This window comes from Lysobacter firmicutimachus, from assembly GCF_037027445.1.
Taxonomy (GTDB): Bacteria; Pseudomonadota; Gammaproteobacteria; order Xanthomonadales; family Xanthomonadaceae; genus Lysobacter; species Lysobacter firmicutimachus.
This window is the reverse complement of record NZ_JBANDL010000002.1, coordinates 2,113,820-2,135,835: the sequence shown is the minus strand read 5'-3', so window position 1 is coordinate 2,135,835 and position 22,016 is coordinate 2,113,820. Positions and strand designations below refer to the sequence as shown.

At 70.1% G+C, this 22,016-nt stretch carries 24 protein-coding genes and 1 pseudogene; 14 read left to right on the top strand and 11 right to left on the bottom strand.

The window, feature by feature from the left end; translation table 11 throughout:
- Positions 1-131: 131 nt before the first annotated feature.
- The 4 genes from V2J18_RS09415 (at position 132) to V2J18_RS09400 (ending at position 2,989) form a co-directional block, all read left to right on the top strand.
- Positions 132-1,247 (top strand): alpha/beta fold hydrolase, encoded by a 1,116-nt coding sequence (locus V2J18_RS09415; protein ID WP_336131647.1) that lies wholly within the window; start codon positions 132-134, stop codon positions 1,245-1,247.
- 243 nt (positions 1,248-1,490) lie between these two features.
- Positions 1,491-1,778: a helix-turn-helix domain-containing protein gene (locus V2J18_RS09410; protein ID WP_336131646.1), complete on the top strand. Its 288-nt coding sequence runs from the start codon at positions 1,491-1,493 to the stop codon at positions 1,776-1,778.
- 41 nt (positions 1,779-1,819) lie between these two features.
- Positions 1,820-2,434, top strand: coding sequence for a hypothetical protein (locus V2J18_RS09405; protein WP_336131645.1), 615 nt, complete (start codon positions 1,820-1,822; stop codon positions 2,432-2,434).
- Between the two features lie 75 nt (positions 2,435-2,509).
- Complete coding sequence (locus V2J18_RS09400) at positions 2,510-2,989, top strand: hypothetical protein (RefSeq protein ID WP_064750023.1); 480 nt, start codon at positions 2,510-2,512, stop codon at positions 2,987-2,989.
- A 104-nt stretch (positions 2,990-3,093) separates the two neighbouring features.
- Here the strand turns inward: V2J18_RS09400 and V2J18_RS09395 are convergent, their stop codons facing one another.
- Positions 3,094-3,627: a hypothetical protein gene (locus V2J18_RS09395; protein WP_336131644.1), complete on the bottom strand. Its 534-nt coding sequence runs from the start codon at positions 3,625-3,627 to the stop codon at positions 3,094-3,096.
- A 127-nt stretch (positions 3,628-3,754) separates the two neighbouring features.
- Entirely contained in the window at positions 3,755-4,243 is a 489-nt protein-coding gene (locus V2J18_RS09390; RefSeq protein ID WP_336131643.1) for a YciI family protein, read from the bottom strand.
- A gap of 432 nt (positions 4,244-4,675) precedes the next feature.
- On the opposite strand from V2J18_RS09390, the gene V2J18_RS09385 reads away from it, so the two are divergent.
- A complete protein-coding gene (locus V2J18_RS09385) occupies positions 4,676-5,182 on the top strand; it encodes a hypothetical protein (protein ID WP_336131642.1) in 507 nt (168 codons plus the stop codon).
- Positions 5,183-5,226: 44 nt separating this feature from the next.
- On the opposite strand, the gene V2J18_RS09380 is transcribed toward V2J18_RS09385, so the two are convergent.
- Complete coding sequence (locus V2J18_RS09380) at positions 5,227-6,471, bottom strand: hypothetical protein (protein ID WP_336131641.1); 1,245 nt, start codon at positions 6,469-6,471, stop codon at positions 5,227-5,229.
- Positions 6,472-6,878: 407 nt separating this feature from the next.
- On the opposite strand from V2J18_RS09380, the gene phaZ7 reads away from it, so the two are divergent.
- The gene (gene phaZ7, locus V2J18_RS09375; RefSeq protein WP_336131640.1) at positions 6,879-7,967 is read left to right on the top strand and encodes an extracellular native short-chain-length polyhydroxyalkanoate depolymerase PhaZ7; all 1,089 of its coding nucleotides are present in this window, start codon (positions 6,879-6,881) and stop codon (positions 7,965-7,967) included.
- A 110-nt stretch (positions 7,968-8,077) separates the two neighbouring features.
- The gene (locus V2J18_RS09370; RefSeq protein ID WP_336131639.1) at positions 8,078-8,434 is read left to right on the top strand and encodes a hypothetical protein; all 357 of its coding nucleotides are present in this window, start codon (positions 8,078-8,080) and stop codon (positions 8,432-8,434) included.
- A 52-nt stretch (positions 8,435-8,486) separates the two neighbouring features.
- On the opposite strand, the gene V2J18_RS09365 is transcribed toward V2J18_RS09370, so the two are convergent.
- A complete protein-coding gene (locus V2J18_RS09365; protein WP_336131638.1) occupies positions 8,487-8,867 on the bottom strand; it encodes a YciI family protein in 381 nt (126 codons plus the stop codon).
- 189 nt (positions 8,868-9,056) lie between these two features.
- Here V2J18_RS09365 and V2J18_RS09360 point away from each other — a divergent pair, with 189 nt between their 5' ends.
- The 4 genes from V2J18_RS09360 to V2J18_RS09345 all read left to right on the top strand — a co-directional run bounded on the left by V2J18_RS09360 (position 9,057) and on the right by V2J18_RS09345 (position 13,212).
- Positions 9,057-9,980: a hypothetical protein gene (locus tag V2J18_RS09360; RefSeq protein WP_336131637.1), complete on the top strand. Its 924-nt coding sequence runs from the start codon at positions 9,057-9,059 to the stop codon at positions 9,978-9,980.
- 294 nt (positions 9,981-10,274) lie between these two features.
- Positions 10,275-10,655: a hypothetical protein gene (locus V2J18_RS09355; protein WP_336131636.1), complete on the top strand. Its 381-nt coding sequence runs from the start codon at positions 10,275-10,277 to the stop codon at positions 10,653-10,655.
- A 94-nt stretch (positions 10,656-10,749) separates the two neighbouring features.
- Positions 10,750-11,919, top strand: a complete 1,170-nt coding sequence (locus V2J18_RS09350) for a lactonase family protein (RefSeq protein WP_336131635.1) — start codon at positions 10,750-10,752, stop codon at positions 11,917-11,919.
- A 123-nt stretch (positions 11,920-12,042) separates the two neighbouring features.
- Positions 12,043-13,212 carry a beta-L-arabinofuranosidase domain-containing protein gene (locus V2J18_RS09345; RefSeq protein WP_336131634.1) on the top strand — a complete coding sequence of 390 codons (1,170 nt, stop codon included), beginning with the start codon at positions 12,043-12,045 and terminating at the stop codon, positions 13,210-13,212.
- A 71-nt stretch (positions 13,213-13,283) separates the two neighbouring features.
- On the opposite strand, the gene V2J18_RS09340 is transcribed toward V2J18_RS09345, so the two are convergent.
- On the bottom strand, positions 13,284-14,210 hold the full coding sequence (locus tag V2J18_RS09340) for a M14 family metallopeptidase (protein ID WP_336131633.1): 927 nt from the start codon (positions 14,208-14,210) through the stop codon (positions 13,284-13,286).
- Between the two features lie 159 nt (positions 14,211-14,369).
- On the opposite strand from V2J18_RS09340, the gene V2J18_RS09335 reads away from it, so the two are divergent.
- Complete coding sequence (locus V2J18_RS09335; RefSeq protein WP_336131632.1) at positions 14,370-14,600, top strand: DUF4287 domain-containing protein; 231 nt, start codon at positions 14,370-14,372, stop codon at positions 14,598-14,600.
- A 53-nt stretch (positions 14,601-14,653) separates the two neighbouring features.
- Complete coding sequence (locus V2J18_RS09330; protein WP_064750007.1) at positions 14,654-15,004, top strand: YciI family protein; 351 nt, start codon at positions 14,654-14,656, stop codon at positions 15,002-15,004.
- Positions 15,005-15,058: 54 nt separating this feature from the next.
- Here the strand turns inward: V2J18_RS09330 and V2J18_RS09325 are convergent, their stop codons facing one another.
- From V2J18_RS09325 to V2J18_RS09310, 4 genes and pseudogenes are all read right to left on the bottom strand, one after another.
- Complete coding sequence (locus V2J18_RS09325; RefSeq protein WP_064750006.1) at positions 15,059-15,481, bottom strand: YqaA family protein; 423 nt, start codon at positions 15,479-15,481, stop codon at positions 15,059-15,061.
- Between the two features lie 59 nt (positions 15,482-15,540).
- The gene (locus V2J18_RS09320; RefSeq protein WP_064750005.1) at positions 15,541-17,601 is read right to left on the bottom strand and encodes a M13 family metallopeptidase; all 2,061 of its coding nucleotides are present in this window, start codon (positions 17,599-17,601) and stop codon (positions 15,541-15,543) included.
- A gap of 370 nt (positions 17,602-17,971) precedes the next feature.
- Positions 17,972-18,373 (bottom strand): annotated as a pseudogene (locus V2J18_RS09315) (DUF1801 domain-containing protein); the annotation flags it as partial.
- Between the two features lie 49 nt (positions 18,374-18,422).
- On the bottom strand, positions 18,423-19,055 hold the full coding sequence (locus V2J18_RS09310; protein WP_336131631.1) for a DUF1801 domain-containing protein: 633 nt from the start codon (positions 19,053-19,055) through the stop codon (positions 18,423-18,425).
- Positions 19,056-19,212: 157 nt separating this feature from the next.
- Here V2J18_RS09310 and V2J18_RS09305 point away from each other — a divergent pair, with 157 nt between their 5' ends.
- Complete coding sequence (locus V2J18_RS09305; protein WP_336131630.1) at positions 19,213-20,055, top strand: class I SAM-dependent methyltransferase; 843 nt, start codon at positions 19,213-19,215, stop codon at positions 20,053-20,055.
- 10 nt (positions 20,056-20,065) lie between these two features.
- On the opposite strand, the gene V2J18_RS09300 is transcribed toward V2J18_RS09305, so the two are convergent.
- A complete protein-coding gene (locus V2J18_RS09300; protein ID WP_425605984.1) occupies positions 20,066-20,914 on the bottom strand; it encodes an alpha/beta fold hydrolase in 849 nt (282 codons plus the stop codon).
- 93 nt (positions 20,915-21,007) lie between these two features.
- A complete protein-coding gene (locus tag V2J18_RS09295) occupies positions 21,008-21,955 on the bottom strand; it encodes a class I SAM-dependent methyltransferase (RefSeq protein WP_336131629.1) in 948 nt (315 codons plus the stop codon).
- Positions 21,956-22,016: the final 61 nt, after the last annotated feature.

Sequence of the window (22,016 nt, the reverse complement as noted above, 5' to 3'; positions counted from 1 at the left end):
GACCTCCGACGGCCAACTGGTGCGCTGCGCGTCGCATCGCCGCCTCGTCGGCGCCGCCGGCCGCGTCATCGCAGTTTGCGGCGTCGCCCTTCGCCTTCGCCAGACCCTCGCCTTTCGGCCGGAATCCGCCCATGAAGACCCAAGCCCTGCTCGCCTCCCTGCTGCTGGCCCTGAGCCCGTTCGCTTCGGCCGCCCCCGAATGCAAGGACACCTCCAGCTACGCCGAGGCCCGCGCCATCATCGAAGACCTCGGCCGCATCGTCGCGCCCAACGGTATCCAGGAATCCTACGCGGCCCGCATCGGCGGCATCGATCAGTGGCTGAGCGTGCGCGGCCAGGACAAGAACAATCCGATCCTGCTGTTCGTGCACGGCGGCCCGGCCTCGCCGGTGATCCCGACCTCGTGGCAGTTCCAGCGTCCGATCGAGGAATATTTCACCGTGGTCAACTGGGACCAACGCGGCGCCGGCAAGACCTATGCCCTGCAAGACCCGGAAAGCTACGCCGACACCATCCATATCGACCGTTTCGCCGACGACGTGGTCGAAGTCGCCCAGTACCTGCGCCAACGCTACGGCAAGCGCAAGATCGTGCTGATGGCGCACAGCTGGGGCACCATCATCAGCATGAAGGCGGCGCTGAAGCAGCCCGACCTGTTCTACGCCTACGTCGGCATCGGCCAGGCCATCAACGTGCGCGACAACGAGCGCATCAGCTTCGACTTCGGCCTGCAGCGGGCCAAGGCGCTGGGCAACGCCGAAGCGGTCAAGGAGATGGAAGCGATCATGCCTTATCCGGGCGACCAGCCGATCACCCGCGAACGCATCATCGCCGCGCGCAAGTGGTCGCAGTACTACGGCGGCCTGACCGCCTACCGCAACGATTCCACCTATTTCTACCGCGGCCCGCGACTGTCGCCGGAGTACGGCGACTGCGACCGCCGCAACGTCAACGAAGGCAACGTGTTCACCCTCGGCAAGATCCTGCCCGAGTTCGTCGCGGTCGACTACAAGCCGATCCGCGAGTTCCCGATCCCGGTGGTGTTTTTCCTCGGGCGCCACGATTACACCACCCCGGCCGAGCCGGCCGAACAGTGGTTGAAGCAGGTCAAAGCGCCGTTCAAGCAGGGCGTGTGGTTCGAAAACTCCTCGCACATGATGCCCTGGGAAGAGCCGGGCAAGACCCTGACCAGCCTGCTGCAGTACGTGCGTCCGCTGGCCGTCGACCCGGCGACCGCCGCGCACTGACACGCTCGCGGGCGGCGTCGGAAGCCGAGCCCGGATCGGCCCACCGCAGTGGCGCAAGCTTCGATGTCGTGCCCCGTCGACGCCGCGCCGACGGCGCGGCGCAAACCGTGCGCCCGTACCGATCCGCTTCACCGCGGGTCGGCAGATTCATTGTGACCGAACCCTCAGTTCGCCGGTTCCACACTGACCTGTCCGCGCACGGCCTGGCGTTGGATAGGTGTCCCCCCGACCCGCAGACATTGAATGTCGCCGGCCGTCACCCATGTTCGCAACACCATCATGGACGACCTGTTGGACGAGGCCGCCGCCAGCGCCTGGGCGCCGTTGAGCCCGATGGAGCGTTCGGTGCTGCTGGCGGCGGCGCGCGGCGCCGAGGACAAGCAGATCGCCGCGACCCTAGGCTGTTCGATCTCGACCGTGCGCACCTTATGGCAGCGGGTCTATCAGAAGACCGGCCTGACGTCGCGCCGCAAACTGATCGCGCTGCTGTGGGCCGAAGCGGTGCGCCGATCGGGCGGTGTCGTTTTTTAAGCGACATGCTCCGCACCCAGGCTTCTGCTACACCATCGTCCATGAAACTCAGCGCATGGCTATGGATCGGGCCCGGATTGCTGGCGCTGGCGGCGCTGGCGACGGTGTATCACTCGGCGAACGAAACGACGCCCGCACCGAACGCGGCCGCGCCCGCGAACGAACACACGCGCGAAGATGCCGAGCTGCAACGCATGCGCGATGAGATCGCTGGACTGCGGTCGCAAATGGTCGCGCTGCACCGCTCCGGCGCCGACGCACGCGCCGATCCGGCCGCGCTGCGCCAACGCGCCGAAGCCGGCGAACGCAAACACGAGGCCTATCTCGACGCATTGCGCCAGAACTTCCGTCGCGAAACCGCCGACCCGAGTTGGTCGCCGGCGATGACGTCGCGCCTGTGGAACGCCATCCGCGCCGACGAGGCCATGCGCGAGGCGGCGCGCGACGTCGAATGCCGTTCGACCCTGTGTCGGGTCGAGATCCGCGACGGCGGCGATGCGCGGCTGCAGAAACAGCTGCCGCTGTGGAGCCAGCAATTCGCCGACGCGCTGCCGCGCATGGTCGCGCAGTACGCGCCGGGCGCGAACGGCCGCGGCGAGATGGTCCTGTACTTGCTGGGGCCGGAGCCGGCTCCCGGCGCGTCGGCTAAGCGTTGAAGCCGCCGCCGGCGATGCGGCGGCAGGAACAGGGGGAGAAGCCCGGTACTTCCACCTACCTCACGAGGTGACGACATGAAAGCCGAGACCTGGATGGCCGCCGTATCAGCCCTGGCCCTGACACTGGGCAGCGCGGCCGCGCTCGACACGCGCGCTGCAACCTCGCAGAACCTGAGCACGCCCGGCACGTCCTGCGCGGCCTACAACGCCGGCCAGGCGCTGGACATCGACTACCTCAGCTACGGCGTGCGCAATGCAAACGCCGCCGTGCGCCCCGTCATTTGCCCGATCGTGCGCCATCCGGTCACCGGTCCGGCGCAGAGCTACTACATCGATGGCAGCAACCTCAACGGCGCCTGCACCAGCTGCACGGTGTACGCCTACAACTACACCGGACAGCTGCTGAGCAGCTCCAGCTTCAACCAGTGCGGCGCCACCTACGACCAACCGGTGTCGTTGCCGACCGTGAACTACTGGAGCTTCGTCTCGGTGGTGTGTTACTTGCCGGCCAGCTACAACGGCGTGTTGTTCGGCGCGTTCGCCGTCGACAATTGAGGCCGCCCACGCTTTCGGCCGCGGCTCGTCCCGCTCCTGCAGAAGATCGGCCTATCGCAGCGGCGACACGGGCCGCGACCGCTCTCGCGGCGCCCCTTCAGGACTCAAGGCTCCGCCCGATCCGCGTCGCGCGCCCGGCAGCTCAGGTTGGCGTAGCGGCCCGCCGGCAACTTGCCGGCGATGCCGTAGTTCCTGAACTCGCCTGCAACGTCGTAGTCGCGCTCCAGATGGCAGGCGTTGCGCTTGGCGAACTCGACCAACGGCGCGATGTCGCCGGACACTCGCACCGTCGCGCCGGCGCCTTCGCTGACGCAGCAGCCGAGGTACTGGGTCATGTACTCCTCCTCGATCGCCACCAGCGGCAGCCCGAGCAAGGTCGCCGGCTTGTCGAGCAATCGATAGTCGGTGTAGTCGGCACGTACCGTCGGCTTGGCGGTCAGGTAGCCGGCGCGGATATAGGCCTGGATCGCCGGCCCGGACGGCGCGGCGCGTTCGCCGGTCTTGGCGTCGTAGCGCAGCGCGGCGATCAACCCGGCTTCGAGCCGGACCGCTTCGGGCGCGATTTCGGTCGCGGCGGCGCCATAAGCGGCGAGGATCAGGGAGAGACCGAAAACGAAGCGACGACGAAACGGATGCATGCGGGTTCCTGCCTTGGAAAGCGTTGCGCAGCGACGCCGCCGGCGCCGCCGTCCTGGTCGCGCACGGTAGCAGAGCGCATCCGGCCGTCCAAGCCGCGCGCCGCGGCGCGGCACGCTCCGACGCCGTTCACGGCCGCTTCGGCGCCAGCTTGTCGTGCAGCTCGGGAATCGCCATCGCCGCTGCCGAGCCGTACCAACGGTGGTACTCGGCGACCATCTCGCCGCGCTCGATCACCGGATCGGTCGCGGTCAGCCGTCGCGCCTCCTCGAGATCGTCCACCGCGAGCAGGAACAGTCCGCGCCAGCCGTCCGGGTCCTCGGCGAAGGGCCCGGCCAGCGCCAGTTTGCCGGCCTTGGCCAAGCGCTCGATATTGGCGAAATGGCCGGCGAACATCGCCTTGCGCTCTTCGCCGTCGGGCACGCGCTTCGGACCGGTCTTCAGGATCACCAGCACGTAGCGGCGCATGCCGCGCTCGTCGGCGCCTAGGCGCTGAGCCAATGCCGCATCGCGACTCGGCGCGGCTGCCGGCGCAGTCGATGCCGGCGGATCGCCCGCCCAAGCCGGCACGGCGCAACACAGGCCGGCGACCAGCATCGCCCAGGCTCCTCGCTTCATGCCCGCTCTCCCGCGGTTCCGGTGGCGGCGCCAGTAGTACTCCTGTCGAGGCGCACCGTGCAAGCGCCGGAGCGCCACGGGCGAGGCCCGAACCCGACGCCGGCAGGCACTGCCGGCCGCACCGACGCCGTTGCGTCGCGCGTCGCTGGAGCGCGTGACCGGCGGCGCAGTCCTGGTTGCGCGCGATCGTCGCGACGACGGCCGTCGCAGAACCCATGCCGGCCGCTGGCGGATCTGCGGACGCAATCGTCGGAAACCGGCGAGCGGCTGGGCTACAAGATCCGTGGGCGAGCGCCGACCGTTCCGGCACCGGTTGCGTTCGATGCCGGCTGGCTCGCACACGCCCTCGCAGGTTCTCGCCACGCTTTCGGATCGCGCCGCCGAATGCGTTGCCGTACGCCCGGCGCGCTTCCATCACCAAGGAAAGGCCCCATGAATCGCACTCGTAGCGGTGCGCGCACGCGCCGCCTGTGGTCGTCGCTGCTGGTTCCGCTCGCCCTGGCCGCGGCAACGTCGTCGGCGCAGGCGCAATCCTTCGTCACCCTGCAGACTTGGCCGGCGGGCTCCTTCGCCACCGGCTGGAGCAACGTGGTCGATACTTCGGCCGGGCTGTTCTACTACAGCGCCCAGACCGGCGCCGCGGCGCTCGGCCGGATCGAACCCAACGGCAACCACACCACCCTGCGCACCTGGCCCGCCGGCTCGTTCGCCACCGGCTGGACCAGCATCGTGTCGACGCCGAACGGCGTGCTGTATTACAACGCGGCCACCGGCGCCGGCGCGATCGGCCGCTTCGACAGCGCGGGCAATCACACCACCCTGACCACCTATCCGGCCGGCGCCTTCGCCACCGGCTGGAACCGGGTCGTGTCCTCGCCGGGCGGCGTGCTGTTCTACCACTCCGGCAACGGCGCCGGCGCCACCGGACGGGTGTACTGAGCGCGACAGCGGACCGGAGCGGCGCCGCTCCGGTCCGGTGCGACTCAGCGCGCCGCGCCGAGATCGATCCAGCCCTTCGCCAGCGTCGGCCTGGCCCGCGGCGACACGCCGCTGTCCAGGCGCAACCGCTCGACTTCGATCAGATAAGCGCGGCCGCCGCGCGCATTGCGGCCTTCGAGCTTGAGCAGGATGCCGGTCGCCGCGTCCACCCACATGCGATAGCGCTGCGCGCCGAGCTTGCGCGCCATCGCTTCGTCGTGGCGGCCTTCGACCAGCACCGCCTCGCGTCCGAGCAGGCTCGGCCGGCCAAGGATGCGGCTGTCCTCGTCCGACAGCCAGAAAGCGTAGTTGGCCGGGGCCAGCACGTCGGCCGTGCCGGGCGCGCCGCTCGCATCGGGCTGGCTCGCGTACACCGCCTGGCAGGCGGTATTGCGATAGGCATGCGCGGCCGGAGCCTGCTCCGCATCGGGGGCGGCCGCCCGGCGGCTGGAGCGATAGGCCGAATGCAACGGCAGCACCGTCGTCTGCGACTCGGCGTCGGCGTAGTGTTCGGTCAGGCGTCCGTCCGCGCCGGCGATGCGCACGAAGCCGCTGCGCCGGGCCGGCGACACTTCGAACTCGATCCGCTCGCGTTGGCCGTTGTTGTTGAACACGATCGCGTAAGAACCGGCGGCATCGCGATAGCTGCGCGCGGCGTCGAACATCTTGTTCTGCAGTTCGGCCAGCGCCGGATCGCGCAGAGCCAGGCTCGGACAGCGCCCGGCCGGCGCGGGCGTCAGCGGCGTCGACGCTTGCGCGCTCGGCCCCGCGTACTGGCGCATGACGGCGTCGGCGCCGGTCGCGCCGCTGCCGCTGCTGCGGCGTACGTACAACGCGCCGCTGGTGCCGTAGCCCACGTAATTCCAGCCGCTGGGCGCGGTGTTCTGGTTGACGTAGCCGATCGAGTAGAAACCGCTGCCCAGGTCCCAGGCCTGGTACTCGGCGCGCGGATCGGTGAAGGCGTTGTTGGCGAGATACGCATAGTGATGCCCGGCGGCGACGGTGCCCAGGAACACCCAGCCGTAGCTGCTGGATTGGGTGGTCGAGAGTCGGTCGTCGCCGTGGTAGTCGCTGGGTTGGCCGCTGCGGTAATAGAAGCCGGCGCCGGCGACGTTGCCGCAACTGGGATACTGGCCGGGATCGCGGTCGTTGTCGCAGTACTGGTTGGCAGCGTGGGCGAAGGAAACCGGCAACAACAGGGCGGCGAACAGGGCGCCCGCCAGGCGGGCCGTTGATCGATTCGTGCGCATGAGAGGTCTCGTTGCGTGGGGGAAGCGCGGGCGTCGGTCGCGTGCGCGGCGAGCGCAGCCGCGGTCGCAGCAGCGGCGTCGCGGGCCGAGCCTGCGGCGGGGCGGTCGCAGGCGTCGGGACGAGCCCGTACCGAGCGCACCTTATTCGAGTCCGCGGGCCGAATTTGCAGGGCCGGTCACAGTCGCGGGCTTCGCGCCGGCGCCGCCGGCCGTCGCGGCCGGCCCGGCGCATCGCCCATAAGTGCAATACCGCCGGGGCGAACGGCGGGCTCACCATCGCCGGGTCCGCGGTCCCGTCGTCGCACCGATCACCCTGGGGAGGGCTCATGTTCCGTACGGCAAACACGCACCCGATCGCCGGCTCGCACCGGCCGCACAGCGCAAACCGCACCCCGGCGGCAGCGGGCATGGCAGCGATCGCCCTGGCCGTGCTCGGCCTGTCGGCCTCGCCGGCCGCCGCGGCCTTGGACTGCGGCAGCCACAACGGCTACACCTGCCAAGGCGCGGCCAGCCAATACGCCGGCGGTTTCGCGCCCGGCGTCGGCAGCGGCGGCTTCGGCGGCGGCGACTGCATCGCCACCCGCACCCCGGTGGTGTTCGTGCACGGCAACGGCGACAGCGCGCTGAGCTTCGACATGCCGCCTTCCGCCGTGGCCGGCTATGCGGCGCCGGCGCATTCGGTCTACGACGAACTCAAGGCGCGCGGCTACAACGATTGCGAGTTGTTCGGCATCACCTACCTGGATGCCGAAGAACGCGCCGCGCCGCAGTACAACTACCACGAGCCGGCCAAGTACCAGGTGCTCAAGAGCTTCATCGACAAGGTGAAGACCTACACCGGCCGCAGCCAGGTCGACATCGTCTCGCACTCGCTGGGCTCGTCGATGAGCCTGGCGATGCTGAAGTACTACGGCTATCAGGCCAGCGTGCGCCGCTTCGTCAACATCGCCGGCGGCCTGCGCGGCCTGCGCACCTGCCTGAGCACCGGCTACCAGTCGCCGTACGCGCCGACCTGCAATGCCGAAGCCTATGTCTATCCCTACGACTACTACACCTTCGGCCTGTATCCCAGCAGCGGCGTGCCTTATTACGGCTATAGCCGCTGGACCGGCGACGGCAGCAACAGCTTGCGCGCGATGCCGCAGACTTACGGCTCGATCGCCTTCTACACCATCACCGCCGGCCTGTACGACCAGGTGCATTGCTTCACCACCAGCTACGCCGCCGGCTGCAGCGGCGGCGCGCTGTTCAACGCCGGTGCCAACGTCAAGGCCCAGGTCGACATCGGCGCCGGCAACAGCGCCTACGCCTACGACTGGGATTGGAGCGACGGCAGCCCCTACAACGCCGGCGGCGGCGACACCAGCCAGGGCGTCGGCCATTTCCGTTCCAAGTCCAACGCCGGTCGGATCGTCTACAACATGCTCGCGACTACCTGCACCAGCGGCTGCGCCAACGGCTATGCGGGCGTCAACGGACCGGCGGTCAATCGCTGAGCGCGACGGGGGCGGACCGCGGGATTCGCAGGCCGAGCCGCACCGGCCTTATCACGCACCGCCGGACCGGGTAAGGTCCACCCCAACCGATTCCTGCTTCCGAGGCAGTCATGAGCGTTCCTCCTTCCGACCAGGAAAAGCAAGCCGCAGCGAGGCAACTGCTGAACGCCCCGCCCTTCTACGCTCCGGATCCGATCTTCGCGATGATTCCAATGTCGGCCTGGGCGCGGCGCGGATACCAGTACACCCTCACCGTGCAGTGGCCGGATGTCTTCGTGCCGAATCAAACCGACACGATCACGGTCCATGCCCAGGTCCACTACGCCTGGAACGCGGGCCGACAGATCTGGACCCAACTCGCCGGCGATGCCTGGGTCAGCGGCCTGCCCGACTGGAGTACGCCGACCACCGCCGCGGTGATCGCGCTGGTGCCGGCCGAGCCGCCGGACCCGGACTATCACGGTTGACTCGGCCTCGCCGCGCTCGCCGCCTGCGAGAAGGCGGCGAGCCGCCGTGCACTCATTCGACACAGTCCACCCGCCCGCAGCCCGCCCCCTGGTCCCGCAGCGGCCGCACCTCGCACTCGATGTCCCAGCCCTCGCCGTGCACTTCCAGGAAGCGCCGGCCGATCGCGATCGCCTCCGCCTTCGACGCCGCTTCGAACAGGGCGTAACCGCCGATCACTTCCTTGGCTTCGGTGAACGGGCCGTCGGTGGCGGTGATCTTGCCGCCGCGCAGACGCAAGCGAACGCCGTCGGCGCTGGGCGTCAGCCCGGCAGTGGCGATCAGGCTGCCGTTGCGGGTCATCTCCTCCATCAACTGCTGCATGTCCGTCAGCAGACGCTCGCTGGGCGCCTGATTCAGGGTTTCGTCGATCCGGATCATGGAAAAAAAACGCATGGTGCCGACTCCTCGTGGGCGGGCGCGGGCGCCGGAACGGTTCCGGCGCACAACCGCGCTCCTGCCAGGACGACGAACCGGAACCCGCCGAATCGACACGCCATGTTTTTTTCTGCGCCGGCCGGACCGGGCCGATACGGACGCCGCTATAGTGCGCCGACGCGATGACGCGACCGGAGACCCTCCTGCATGCTCGGATCTGCGATCGCCGCCCTGGCCGGCGGCGTCCTGTTGGTCGGTCCGGTCCTGCTCGCCCTGGCCGGCGTCTTGCGCCTGCGCGGCGCGGCGTCGGCGAGCGCCGCACGCGACGCCGTCGCGCCGCCCTGGAACCGGCGCCTGAGCCTTAACTCGGCCCTGCTCTATACCCTGGCTTTCAACCTGACCTTCTTCGTCCAGGAGCTGTTCCTGGTCCTGCCCAAAGCGCTGACGCCCGGGCTGCGGCCGACCCTGTTCCACAACAACCACGCCTGGCAAGGCGAGCACCCGTTGGCCGCGTTGTTCCAGGGCAGCGGCGCGGTCGCCACCGTGGTCGTCGCCTCGCTGTGCGCCTGGCGTCTGCGGCGCCCCCGCGGCGGCACCGGCTCGCGCCTGTTCCTGATCTGGATGGCGTATTGCGGCTGGCTCATGGCCTTGCCGCAGGTCGCGATCGGCGCGATCAGCGATGGCAGCGACCTCGGCATGGCGATGCGTTATCTGCAATGGGGCCCGGCCGCCAGGCTGTGCGCGGCCGCGCTGGCGCTGGCCGCGATTCCGTTCGCGGCGCTGTCGTTGCTGAGGCCGCTGTTGGCGTTGGCCGATGCGCCCGAGCGCATCGCCGGGCCCGCTGCGCGCACCCGCTTCGTATTTCAGTGTGCGACGCTGCCGGCCCTGCTGGGCACTGCGCTGACGGTGCCGTTCCGGATGCCGCGCGAATGGATCGAGGTCGCATTGCTGCCGGCCTGGGTCGCGTTGTTCGGGCTGGTGTGGATCCAGGCCGGCGCCTGGCGCGTGCAAGGCGTGCGGGCCGGCGGCGCAGCGATGCGGCCGGGCTCCACCCTGGGCCTGGCGCTGGCCGCGGCGGGTCTGCTGCTGGTGTTTCAACTGTTGTTGCGCCCGGGCATCGCGTTCTACTGATTCGGGCGCGCGACGCCGGCGCGCCTCACCCGGCATCACTCGCGGTGCGCCGCATCGCGGCACTTGTGTGACCGCGTCGACCGTTGCGGCGCGCCCCACGCGGGCGTGTCCGTCGCTGCCGTGCGGAAGCGTTTTCCGATAAGAGCCGCGCGCGCAAGCGGATTCGCGAATGCGCCGCAACCGCGCACGATGCGCGAACCCGCCGGAAAACGACGCAGGAGGACAGCAGGATGCGGCCATCCACGCCCGATCGACCGGCGGCACGCGCCGCGCGCACTTGAACGGCGAGCCGCCATGTCGCGCCGCATCGCCGCTCTGGCCTGGGCCTTGCTGATCGTGCAGGCCGGCTGCGTCGCGCCAGGCGACGTCTCCACCCTGGCCCTGCCCCGTGCGCGCGACATCGGCGAGTCGGTGTTCCTCGAGGTGCAGGTCGGCCGGCTCGGCTCGGGCCAGGAAATCGAATTGAGCACCGACACCGGCCGGCCATTGGGGATGATCTCGCCGCACGGACTGCGGCCCGGGCACGACGCGGGCGCCTATGTCGTGCCGCTGCCCGCTCACGCGGTGCGCGACGGCCGGGTCCGCGTGCGCCTGCGCGTCGTCCGCGCCGGCGCGGCGCCGCGGCGTCCGGATGCGAGCGAAGTGCGCGGTCTGCGCATCGTCATGGGGCGTTGAAGGACCGCCATCGCCGCCCGAAGCGATGCCCGTCAGTATCGCCGCTGGGCCGAGGGCTGCGACACTGGCCGCCCGCCATCGCCGGACCGCAACCATGCGCCTGCACCGCCTGCTGTGCCCTGTGCTGCTCGCCCTGCCCTGGTGCGCTCCGGCACAGATCGTCGGGGTCGCGTTGGAGCCCAAGGCCGTGATCGGCGACGGAACGCCGGTGGTCGGCGGCGCCACCGTGGTCGCGTCGCCGAAACCGGACCGCGCCGCATTCATCGACTTCTCGCCGTCGCAACCGCGCCTGCTCGGCGAAGTGGACGCTCCCACCAGCTATCTGGGTCCGCCGTCCGCGGTAGCGATCAGCGCCGATCGCCGGCTCGCCCTGGTCGCCGCATCCTCACGGCTGGACCCCGCGCAAGCCAAGTTCGTGCCGGACCGCCGGGTCACGGTGATCGATTTGACCGCCTCGCCCCTGCGCGCGGTGCAGACGCTGGAATTGGACGCGTCGCCGACGTCGCTGGCGATGAGCCCCGACGGCCGCAGCGCCCTGGTGTTGCATACCGCCGCGGACCGCGCCACCGTGCTGGCGCTGGACAGCCGGGCGCACAGCACGAAAGTCGCCGGACAGATCGCCTTCCCGGCGGGTTCCGGCCCCTTGTCCGCCGCCTTCTCGCCGGATGGGCGCCGCTTGCTGGTCACCCGCGCCGGCGATCACCGGGTGTCGTTGTATGCGGTCGACGACAGCGGCGTGCGTGTGCCGGCGATCCGCGACCTGGTCGCCGGCGTGCGGCCGTTCGCGGTCTCCTTCTGCGGCGCCGGCGGCCATGCGGTGGTCAGCAATTTCGGCGACGGCGACGGCGATGCCGATACGGTCAGCCTGTTGCGCCTGGACGGCGCCGCGCCGCGCACGGTCGATACCGTCAGCGTCGGCCCGGTGCCCGAAGGCGTGGCCTGCTCGCCCGATGGCCGCTACGCCGCAGCCGCGATCCAGAACCTCAGCAACCGGCCCAAGTCGCATCCGTTCTACGGCGAACGCAGCGCGGTGGTGCTGTTGAAGATCGAGAACGAGCGCCTGCTGCGCCTGGACCGGCAACCGATCGGCGCCTGGTCGCAGGGCGTCGCGTTTCTCGACGACTCGCGCACGCTGGTCGCGCAAAGCATCGCCGACCGCGCCCTGCACCGGTTCCGGATCGAAGCCGACCGTTTGCGGCCCGCGGGCGCGCCGATCGTGTTCGAGAGCGGCGGACCGGCGTCGATGGGGGTGTCGGGGCGCTGAACGCCTCGGCATCGCCGCGCGGCCACGCGGCGATGCGTTTCGTCATTCTGCGAACTCGATGCTGGCCCCTGCGCGCGGATGCGGCGACACTCGCCGCGCTCGCGCCGAAGCCGGATCGTCTTCATGAAGCATCTGCTGTGGTTCGCCCAAGTCGCCCTGCACGCGGACCGCGATCGCCTGAACGCCGGCCGCCATCCCACGCGCACGCCGCAGGAACATCTGGCCGCCGCAGCGCAATGGCTGTTGCGCGCGCAACAAGCCACCGACGACGACGGCGTCGCTCATTCCTACGACGCACGCCGCAACCGCTGGATCGCTTCGTATCCGGAGACCACCGGCTACGTGATTCCGACCTTGTGCGATTACGCCGATTACGGCGGCGACCCGCGCTATCGCGACGCCGCCCTGCGCATGGCGCGCTGGGAGGTCGCGGTGCAACAACCCGATGGCGGCGTGCGCGCCGGCACCATGGCGACGCGGCCGGCGGTGTCGACCGTGTTCAATACCGGCCAGGTGCTGTTCGGCCTGGAGCGGGCATTGCGCGAGACCGGCGAACCGCTGTTCCGCGACGCCCTGGTCCGCGCCGCCGACTGGTTGTTGCAGGCCCAGGACCCGGACGGTTGCTGGCGCCGTTTCCAATCGCCGCTGACCACGACCCGGCGCGCGACCTACAACACCCGCACCGCGTTCGGCCTGGTGCGCGCCTACCAAGCCACCGCCGACGCGCGCTACCTGCAGGCCGCCGACCGCAACGTCGCCTGGGCGCTGTCGACCGCCCACGCCAACGGCTGGCTGCCCGACAATTGCCTGGGCCGGCATCGCGACGACCGCGCGCTCACCCACACCATCGCCTACGCCCTGCGCGGCTTCCTCGAAGTCGGTGCGGCCACCGGCAACCGCGGCTATCTCGACCAGGCCCGGCGCATGGCCCGGGCCATGGCGCAGGCGCAGGCCGCCGACGGCTCCCTGCCCGGCTACTGCGACCCGCAATGGCGCGGCGCGGTCGCCTGGACCTGCGTCACCGGCAATTCGCAGATGGCGGTCAATTGGCTGCGCCTGGCCCAGGTCGACGGCGACGAACGCTGGATCGCCCATGCGGTCGCCGCCAACCGCTACAACATGAGCCTGCAGCACCTGGCCACGGCCAACGACAACGTCCGCGGCGCGCTGAAAGGCTCGCATCCGCTCGGCGCGGCCTATATGCCCTGGCGCTACCCGAACTGGGCGACCAAGTTCTTCATGGACGCGCTGATGCTGGAAACGCGACCCCCCAACGCGGCGCCGGCCGGCTGACACGACGCGCACGCGCCGATCGGCCGGGAGCGAGCGGGCCCCGGCCCGGGCCCGCTGCTCGTTCGGTATGGCTAGCCCGCGCGCGCGGCGAGGGCGAAGTCCAGCGCCGCGCACACCGCCGCGGCCTGGGCGGCATTGCACTGCGCCGGCGTGGCGCGCGGGCTGTCGGGATACACCTCGGTGGTGGTGGTGTAGCGCGCGTCGGTGATGCCGGCGCACAAGCCGAGCTGCTTGACCGGATAATTGATGACGCCGTGCGCGACCACCGGCGAGCCGATGATTTCGCCCTGCGCGTCCGGCGGCGCGATGTGGGTGACCTGCTCGACCGCGGCGATCACCGCCTGCTGGAACTCGGGCTGCGGGTTGTCGGTGTCGCCGACCAGATAGAAGCCGTCGGGGATCTCGCCGGGCTCGAACGGCTTGCCGTCGCGCGCGGCCAGCGCCGGGCGGAACTCGGACTCGTCGCTGTCGGTGGTTTCGTGCAGGTCGATGTGCGCCAGCACCTGCGCCCGCACCGGCGCGACCAGGCGCAGCAGCGCCGCCGACTCCTGCGCAGGGCTGTTCTCCCGGAACGAACGGTTGGGATCGATCGCATCGACGTTCCAACGGTGGATGCGCTCGTAGGCCCAGGGACTGATGCAGGGCGCGACCAGCAGATTGACCCGGCCGGCGTAATCGCCCGCATGCCGGTCCAGAAACAGCAAGGCGCCGTGCACGCCGCTGGTCTCGTAGCCGTGCACGCCGCCGGTCACCAGCGCCACCGGCAGGTTCGGGTCCCAGTTTCGGCTCTTGATCGCGAACAGCGGATAGGCGTCGGGGGCGTAGTCCAGGCGGCCGTACTCGACCACGTCGAAACGTTCGCGCAGGCCCTCGATCGCGCTCAGCACATCGTCGGCATAGCTGCGGTGACGCACCTGGCGCGCACGCCATTGCGCGACCTCCTGCGCGCCCCAGGCGCGTCCGGGGGTGCCGATCGGATAGAAGGCTGGGGCGTTCATCGTGGCGCTCGCTCTGGCGGTCCGAAAGGCGCTCACTTTACCACCCTGGCCTGGGACGAATTTTTTTGCCGGACCGTGTCGATCCGCGCCCCGCCCGTTCGTCGCTTCGGATAACAACGCCCTTCCGGCCCCGCCGGCCCTTTCGATCAGGAGTCCACCATGTCCTTCCAGGCCTATCTCGACAACATCCAGAGCAAGACCGGCAAGAGTCCCGCCGATTTCCGCGCCCTGGCCGCAAAAAAGGGCTACGCCGACGCCAAGGGCCTGCGCCCCGGGGTCAAGGCCGGCGAGGTGCTGGCCTGGCTGAAGCAGGATTTCGACCTGGGCCAGGGCCACGGCATGGCCATCGTGGCCTTGCTCAAGGGCATGAAGAAAGAAGGCGACCGCTGAGCCGTCGCCGCCGCTCCGCGGGCCCGGCCCGCCACCTCGCCAAGGAGTCACCCATGAAGAAGTTCGTCGCCGTCTTCACCGGCTCGCCCGCCTCGATGGACGCGTGGCAGAAGCTGGATCCGCAAACCCGCGCCGAGCGCGACCGGGCCGGCATGCAGGCCTGGGAGCAATGGGTGCGGACCCATGCCGACATCATCGTCGACCACGGCGGCCCGCTGGGCAAAACCAAGCGCATCTCCAAGGACGGCGTCGCCGACATCCGCAACGCCCTGGCCGGCTACACCGTGATCCGCGCCGAATCGCACGACGCCGCCGCCCAACTGTTCGAAAACCACCCGCACTTCACGATCTTCCCCGGCGACGGAGTCGAGGTGATGGAGTGCCTGCCGATTCCGGGGATGTAACCGGCCGGGACGCAGGGGGTTGCGCGCGCCCCCCCCTGCCCCCCTGGTGCGAGACTACAAGTACCGCGCCGCCGCTGCCGCCACCACCGCGTAGCGCGCGGCCTTGGCCAGCGTCACCAGCGGCAGGAACACCCGCAAGGGTTCGCGCATCATGCCGGCAGCCAGGGTCAGCGGGTCGCCGATCACCGGCATCCAGCTCAGCAACAGCGTCCAGCGGCCGTAACGGCCGTACCAGGCGCCGGCGCGGGCCAGCGCCGCCGGTTTGACCGGAAACCAGCGGCGGTCGCTGAAGCGCAACGCTTCCCGGCCCAGCCACCAGTTGAGCCAGGAACCGAGCACGTTGCCGACGCTGGCGACCAGCACCAGGCCCAACGGCGAATGGCCGGCGACGATCAGTCCGGCCAGGACCCCTTCCGATTGCGCGGGCAACAGCGTGGCGGCGACGAAGGCCGCCGCGAACAGGCCCAGGTAGATCATGTCGAGAACGTCGGGGGACGCAGGAGCAAGCAGCGCTCAACCCCTGCGTCCCTGGCGCATCACCAGATCCGCACGCGCTGCTCCGGCGCCAAGTACATGGCGTCGCCCGGCTTGACCTCGAACGCGCGGTACCAAGGGTCGAAATTGCGCAGCGGGCCGTTGGCGCGGTACTGCGACGGCGAATGCGGGTTGGTCTTGATCTGGTTCAGCAGCGCCTCGTCGCGGTACTTGCCCTTCCAGATCTGGCCCCACGACAGGAAGAAACGCTGGTCGCCGCTGAGGCCGTCGATCACCGGCGCCGGCTTGCCGCCCAGGCTCAGCTGATAAGCCGTATAGGCCATCGAAATACCGCCGAGGTCGCCGATGTTCTCGCCCATGGTCAGGGCGCCGTTGACGCACTGGCCCGGCAGCGGGCAGTAGCCGTCGTACTGCGCGCCCAGGGCCTTGGTGCGCTGCTCGAAGCCGGCGCGGTCGGCGTCGGTCCACCAATTGCGCTGGATGCCGGCGAAGTCGGACTTGCTGCCCTGGTCGTCGAAGCCGTGGCCCATCTCGTGGCCGATCACCGCGCCGATGCCGCCGTAGTTCACCGCCGGGTCGGCGTTGAGGTCGAAGAACGGCGCCTGCAGGATGCCGGCCGGGAACACGATCTCGTTGAAGGTCGAGTTGTAGTAGGCGTTGACCGTCTGCGGCGTCATGAACCACTCGTCGCGGTCCGGGCGGGTGCCGATGCGGCGCACCTGGTCGGCGCGGCCGTAGCGGCGCAGTTGCATCACGTTGGCCATCAGATCGTTCGGCACGATCGCGACGCTGGAGTAGTCGCGCCACTTGTCCGGGTAGCCGACCTTGGGCCGGAAGGTCGACAGCTTGCGATAGGCCTCGGCCTTGGTCGCATCGCCCATCCAGTCGATCTTCTCGATGTTGCTGCGCAGGGCCTTGCGCAGGTTCTCCACCAGCGCCTGCATCGCCGCCTTGGCCTGCGGCGAGAAATTGCGCTCGACGTAGAGCTTGCCCATCGCGTCGCCGAGGCCGTCCATGCCGGTGACCGCGGCCACCGCGCGCTTCCAGTCGTCGCGCTGCGCCTTCTGCCCGCTCAGCACGGTGCCGTTGAAGGCGAACGCGGCGTCGTCGATCTCGCGGCTCAACAGGCCGGCGTTGTTGCGCATCGCGTGGAAGGTCAGGTAGTCGCGCCATACCGGCAGCGGGGTCTTGCCGATCACGTCCAGCACCGGCTGCACCGCGCTGGGGGTGGCCACGTTGACCCGGTCGATCGCCGGCATGCCCTGCGCCTTCAGCTGCGCCGCCCAGTCGTAGCCGGGGTACTGCGTGCCGAGCTCGGCGAAGCTGGAGACGTTGTAGGTCTTGTCGCGGTCGCGCAGCTTGGCGCGTTCCCACTGCGGCTTGGCCAGTTCGGTTTCCAGCGCCAGCACCGCCTGCGCGCGCGCCTTGGCGTCGCTCACCCCGGCGAAGCCGAGCATGCGCTCGATGTGGGCCAGGTAGGCGGTGCGGATGCCGGCGAAGCGCGCGTCCTGATTGAGGTAGTAATCGCGGTCCGGCAGGCCCAGGCCGCCGACGCGCAGGCCGACCAGGTACTGGTCCGGGTCCTTGCGGTCGAGGTCGACGCCCAGGCGCACCGGTGCGGCGCTGCCGTCGAGATCGGCCTCGCCGAACGCGGCGATGAGCGCCGGCTTGGAATCGATCTTGGCGATCTTGTCCAACACCGGCTGCAGCGGACGGACGCCGGCGGCGTCGCGCGCGGCGCGGTCCATGTAGCTGGCGTAGTAGTCGCGCAGCTTGCGCGCGTCGCTGCCCGGGGCCAAGTCCTGGCGCTGGCGCAGTTCTTCGATGATCGCGTGCACCTGCGCCTCGGACTGGTCGCGCAACGCGTTGAACGAACCGTAGGAGGTCTCGTAGTCCTTGAGCTGGTAGCTGTCCAGCCAGTGACCGTTGACGTAGCGGTTGAAGTCGTCGCCCGGCTTGACCTGAGTGTCGCGCGCGCTCAGGTCGACGCCGAAGCTGCCCAGCCGCGGCTGCCCCTGGGCGCCGGCCCCGGCGGCCTGGACGGAGGGAACGGCCAACGCGGCGGCGAGCGCCAGGCCCAGGCTCAAACGTGAAAACTTCATGATGCGGTCCCCGGTGGAAAGGGCGCAGCCTAGCGCAGCGCGCCGCGACCTGTCCCGGGCCGATGGTTTGGACGCGGACCAGCCGGATTCGGCAAAGCGCCGCGTCCTGCGGGGCCGTCCGCGCGTCGTCGAGCGCGCCGCGCCGGCCTCGGCCTCAGGCGCGCTTGGCGGGTCCGGCGGCCTTGGCGACGGGCTTTTTGGACGTCTTGGCAGCGGTCTTCCCGGCGGCTTTCGCGGCGCTCTTCTTGGCGCTGCTCGCGACCGCCTTCGCCGCGGTCTGCCGGACCGCCGCGGCCTGCTTCGGAGCGGCCTGCTTCGGAGCCGCCTTCTGGGCGGCTTTCTTGGCGGCGCTCTTGGCCGCCGTCCCGGCTTTGGCCGAAGCATTGTGCGCTGCGGCAGCGCGGATCAGCCCCTGCAAGGCCTTGCCGTCGATCTTCTGGCCTTCGCGGAAATCGATCGCGCGGCGGGTGTTGCCGTCGAGGCTGGCGTTGAACATCCCGGTCGGGTCGTCCAGCGCAGCGCCCTTGGCGAAGGTCAGCTTGACCGCGTTCTTGTAGACCTCGCCGGTGCACAGGATGCCGCCCTGCGACCACACCGGCACGCCCCACTTCCACTCCTCGACGATCCCGGGGCCGGCCTGCAGGATCAGCTTGCGCGCCTGGGCCAGGGTCTGGCCGCGCCAGTCGCTCAACCCGGCAATGCGCTCGTCGATCATCGCCGACGCGGCCTGATCGTCCGCGCCGCCGCCGGAACCGCCGTGCTTGCTCTTCATGCGTAGTCGCCTCCGAAAGATGGATTGTCGTCGCTGCGGCCGGTGCCGCCTACATCCGCTCCCCGGGCAAACGGCTCGCCTGCTTCGCCCAGGCCACGAATTGCGCCTCGTCGAACGATTCGTTTTCGTACACGTGCAGATAGCGCGTATGCGCGGTCTTGGACGGCTCAGGCGGCATCGGCCGCAGCGAAGCGCCGCGGAAGAACGCCAGCTTGATGTAGCGGTCGAAGCAATGAAAGCTCAGGAACCAGCCCTGGCCGCGGATGCCGTACAGCGGCGAATTCCACTTGACCGCCTTATGCACGTTCGGCACGGCTTCGACGATCAAGGCATCCGGGCGCTGCCCCATCGCACGTTTCCAATCCGGCATCGCCGCGATATAGGCCTGCACCGGCGCATCGCCCTCGCCTTTGGCGATCTGCGGGTTGCCGCCGGACAGCAGCACCGGCGCCTTGGCCGCGACGGAACGCGCCGCTGCGGTCCGCGCGGGCCCGGCCGGTTTCGCCGACACCATGCGGGCGGTAGGTTTCCCCGTTCGAGCCTGCTTCGCCGAGGTTTTTTTCGTTGCGCTCTTCCGGGCTGCGATTTGCCCGGCCCGCGCCGGCTTCGCGGCAGGCTTGCCGGCGGACGCCGTCTTCTTGACGACGGCGGGCGCCGAGGTGCGGGACGTCTTCGCGGTCATGGCGCGGCTCCCAGCGCGGTGGCCGCTCTTTATACCGCGAAGGCCAGCGTGCGCCGTATCCGGGGCAGCCCCAGGGCCGGCGAGGGATCGCCGGTCGAGAAAACCGCCTGCGCGCTTTATCCTGGGCGCCGCATTCGTCCGCCCAGGAACACCCGTCGTGCCGCATTACTCAGGCCCCCTGCTGACCGCGCCGCTGGCCGGACAACTGATCGCCGCGCGCGCGGCCGGCCAGGAGGACTGGACCGGCTCGCTGGACCTGGGCCGCAGCAGCGGCACCGTGCGGTTGCAGGCCGAGTCCTGGCAGTGGCACGGGCAAGCCTTTCCCTACCCGGCCAAGCTCAAGGACCGCACCGTCTACTACTGGGACGGCGAGGACTTCGCCGCCGTGTCGCGCTACGCCGGTTCGCTGATCAAACTGGTGCCCACCGAATGGGGCGCGCCGACGTTCGAGATCGACGGCATCAAGATGCTGCCGACCGCCAAGACCTCGCCGCTGGAGGATGCACGGCGCAAGGTCGCCTTGATCGAACCGCGCGGCAAACAGGTGCTGGACACCTGCGGCGGCCTGGGCTACTTCGCCGCCTGCTGCCTGGAAGCCGGAGCGGCGCGAATCCAGTCGTTCGAGAAGAACGAGAGCGTGCTCTGGCTGCGCACCCTCAACCCCTGGTCGCCCGATCCCGAAGCGCCGGTCAACGGCGGTCGCTTGCAACTGCGCCACGCCGATGTGTCGCAGGCGATCGCCGAGATCGGCAGCGCCTCGGTCGACGCCCTGCTGCACGATCCGCCGCGCTTCGGTATCGCCGGCGAACTGTATTCGCAGGCCTTCTACGATCAACTGGCGCGGGTGCTGCGCCGCGGCGGCCGCCTGTTCCACTACACCGGCAGCCCGAACAAGCTCACCAGCGGCCGCGACGTGCCGCGTGAAGTCGCCAAGCGCCTGGACAAGGCCGGCTTCAAGGCCGAGCTCGCCCTCGACGGCGTGGCGGCGACCCGGCGCTGAGCGCCGCGGCTCAGGGCGCCGCGGCCAGCGCCGCGACCGTGCGCACGGCGGCGGCCACCGCCTTGGGGTCCTCGCGGTGGATGTTGTGGCCGGTCGCGAAGTAACGGTGTTCGCCGCGCGCGAAACCGGCGAACAGTTGCGCGTGCTGGCGCTTCCAGATCGCCTTGCCCGGTGCGGTCTCTTCCAACACGAACGGTTCGGCGGCGACCTGGGTCGAGGTCATCAACACCACCGGCACGTCGGCCGGCGCGCGCGGGACGGCGGCATCGGCGCTGTCGAGTTGCTCGACCAGCAGGCGGTAGTCGGCCGCCATCGGCGGCGGCAGCATCGCCAGCAAGGCCTGGTCGTCGGCCAGCACGCGCGCACGGTCGGCTCGCTTGAACGCATGCCGCTGATCCAGGGTGGTCGGGTCGACCAGCACCAGGCCGAGCAGGCGCTGCGGATGGCGGCGGGCGAATTCGCTGGCGAGCAGACCGCCGTAGGAGTGTCCGACCAGCACCACCTTGCGGTGCGGCGCCAAGCGGTCCATCACCGCCTCCAGGTCTTGCAGATGCTCTTCGATGCGCTTGGGTCGACCGTCGCTGCCGGAGCCGCCGAGCCCGGCGCGCGCGTAGGCGATGCAATCGCAATCGGCGCCGAGTTCGGCGACGACCTGCTTCCAAGCGCCCGCGCCCTGGCCGAAACCCGATTCGAACACCACCGCGACCGGCCCCTGGCCCTGCTGCTGCGCCTGCAGGCGGTAGCCCGCGCGCTGCACCGTGCGTTCGCCGGCCGGCGCTTCGGCGGCTTGCGCCGCCGCGGCGCACCACAGTCCCAATGCCAGCATCGCCGCCTGCCCCAAGCGCTTGCGCTTGCCCATATCCCCGCCTCCTGTGTGATCGGTCCAGGCGACCCGCGTTTCGTGGCCGGCCGCCGATTGATCACAATAATAGTGTTGTATTTAAGCAACACACTAGTCCGAAAGACAGGGGGCCTTTCGGACTAGCGGTGGAGGTACGCATTCGCGGCGCCGGCCCGCACCGCGCCGCAGCCGCAGGTCAAACCGAAGCGTCCACGCGCCAGCAAGCAGCGCTGAAACGGATCTCGTCGCCGCGCCGGAACGGTGCGAACGCCGGCGCGATCGCCTCGACGACCCGCGCCCGGTCCGCCGGGTCGGCGCCAGCCCGACCGGCCCCAGCCGGCTGAGATAGGCCGGCAGCTCGCACGCGGCGAAGCCGCATTCCAACTCGACCGGGCGGATGTCGACGGCGCGCCAACCCGCCTGCTGCAGGATCTCGCGAACCTGCCGCGCGTCGGCGAAAGCGAACTGGCCGGGGCCGCCCGGCCGCCGCGGCGGCAGCTCCGGCAGCAACGGCGCCGCAGCGCGTTCGGCCGTGGTCATGAACGGGTTCTCGGCCGCCCCGCGCCAGGCGAGGAAGCGCATCGCCCCACCCTCGCGCACCGCGCCGCGCAGATGCGCGAACGCCGCGACCGGATCGTCGAAGAACATCACGCCCAGGCGCGACAGGATCAGGTCGTAGCGCGCCGCGCCGAAATCGTAGCGCTGCGCGTCGGCGCAGACGAAGCGCGCGTTCGCGCCCTCGCTCGCCGCGCGAGCGCGCGCCAGTTCGATCATCGGCGCGGAGACGTCCACGCCGGCGCACACGGCGCCGGCGCGCGCCGCGGCCAGGGCCAGCGCGCCGGTGCCGCAGCCCACGTCCAGCACGTCGGCGCCCGGCCGCTGCGCCAACGGCTCCAGCAACACCGGCACGAACGCGGCGAACATCGCATCCAGCAACGCCTGCGTCTCGACCCAGGCGCGACCGGCGGCGCCGTTCCACAACGCGGTCTGGTCGTTGGCGTCGAGCGGCGGCGCGACCGTGGGCTCGGGTTCGAAGTCGTAGCTGGTGGGCACGGTCATGGCGGCTTGCCTGCACGGGAGGGAGCCCGCACCATGCCACTTCAAGTTCGCTTGAGGTCAA

Excerpts from the sequence above, each read along its gene's own strand:
- V2J18_RS09355 (WP_336131636.1), top strand. The coding sequence starts at position 10,275 with ATGTCGCGCCGCATCGCCGCTCTGGCCTGGGCCTTGCTGATCGTGCAG.
- V2J18_RS09410 (WP_336131646.1), top strand. The coding sequence starts at position 1,491 with ATGTCGCCGGCCGTCACCCATGTTCGCAACACCATCATGGACGACCTG.
- V2J18_RS09330 (WP_064750007.1), top strand. The coding sequence starts at position 14,654 with ATGAAGAAGTTCGTCGCCGTCTTCACCGGCTCGCCCGCCTCGATGGAC.
- V2J18_RS09385 (WP_336131642.1), top strand. The coding sequence starts at position 4,676 with ATGAATCGCACTCGTAGCGGTGCGCGCACGCGCCGCCTGTGGTCGTCG.
- V2J18_RS09310 (WP_336131631.1), bottom strand. The coding sequence starts at position 19,055 with ATGACCGCGAAGACGTCCCGCACCTCGGCGCCCGCCGTCGTCAAGAAG.
- V2J18_RS09345 (WP_336131634.1), top strand. The coding sequence starts at position 12,043 with ATGAAGCATCTGCTGTGGTTCGCCCAAGTCGCCCTGCACGCGGACCGC.
- V2J18_RS09320 (WP_064750005.1), bottom strand. The coding sequence starts at position 17,601 with ATGAAGTTTTCACGTTTGAGCCTGGGCCTGGCGCTCGCCGCCGCGTTG.
- V2J18_RS09370 (WP_336131639.1), top strand. The coding sequence starts at position 8,078 with ATGAGCGTTCCTCCTTCCGACCAGGAAAAGCAAGCCGCAGCGAGGCAA.
- V2J18_RS09340 (WP_336131633.1), bottom strand. The coding sequence starts at position 14,210 with ATGAACGCCCCAGCCTTCTATCCGATCGGCACCCCCGGACGCGCCTGG.
- V2J18_RS09405 (WP_336131645.1), top strand. The coding sequence starts at position 1,820 with ATGAAACTCAGCGCATGGCTATGGATCGGGCCCGGATTGCTGGCGCTG.
- V2J18_RS09380 (WP_336131641.1), bottom strand. The coding sequence starts at position 6,471 with ATGCGCACGAATCGATCAACGGCCCGCCTGGCGGGCGCCCTGTTCGCC.
- V2J18_RS09300 (WP_425605984.1), bottom strand. The coding sequence starts at position 20,914 with ATGGGCAAGCGCAAGCGCTTGGGGCAGGCGGCGATGCTGGCATTGGGA.
- V2J18_RS09400 (WP_064750023.1), top strand. The coding sequence starts at position 2,510 with ATGAAAGCCGAGACCTGGATGGCCGCCGTATCAGCCCTGGCCCTGACA.
- V2J18_RS09335 (WP_336131632.1), top strand. The coding sequence starts at position 14,370 with ATGTCCTTCCAGGCCTATCTCGACAACATCCAGAGCAAGACCGGCAAG.
- V2J18_RS09295 (WP_336131629.1), bottom strand. The coding sequence starts at position 21,955 with ATGACCGTGCCCACCAGCTACGACTTCGAACCCGAGCCCACGGTCGCG.
- V2J18_RS09395 (WP_336131644.1), bottom strand. The coding sequence starts at position 3,627 with ATGCATCCGTTTCGTCGTCGCTTCGTTTTCGGTCTCTCCCTGATCCTC.
- V2J18_RS09360 (WP_336131637.1), top strand. The coding sequence starts at position 9,057 with ATGCTCGGATCTGCGATCGCCGCCCTGGCCGGCGGCGTCCTGTTGGTC.
- V2J18_RS09350 (WP_336131635.1), top strand. The coding sequence starts at position 10,750 with ATGCGCCTGCACCGCCTGCTGTGCCCTGTGCTGCTCGCCCTGCCCTGG.
- V2J18_RS09415 (WP_336131647.1), top strand. The coding sequence starts at position 132 with ATGAAGACCCAAGCCCTGCTCGCCTCCCTGCTGCTGGCCCTGAGCCCG.
- V2J18_RS09325 (WP_064750006.1), bottom strand. The coding sequence starts at position 15,481 with ATGATCTACCTGGGCCTGTTCGCGGCGGCCTTCGTCGCCGCCACGCTG.
- phaZ7 (WP_336131640.1), top strand. The coding sequence starts at position 6,879 with ATGGCAGCGATCGCCCTGGCCGTGCTCGGCCTGTCGGCCTCGCCGGCC.
- V2J18_RS09365 (WP_336131638.1), bottom strand. The coding sequence starts at position 8,867 with ATGCGTTTTTTTTCCATGATCCGGATCGACGAAACCCTGAATCAGGCG.
- V2J18_RS09390 (WP_336131643.1), bottom strand. The coding sequence starts at position 4,243 with ATGAAGCGAGGAGCCTGGGCGATGCTGGTCGCCGGCCTGTGTTGCGCC.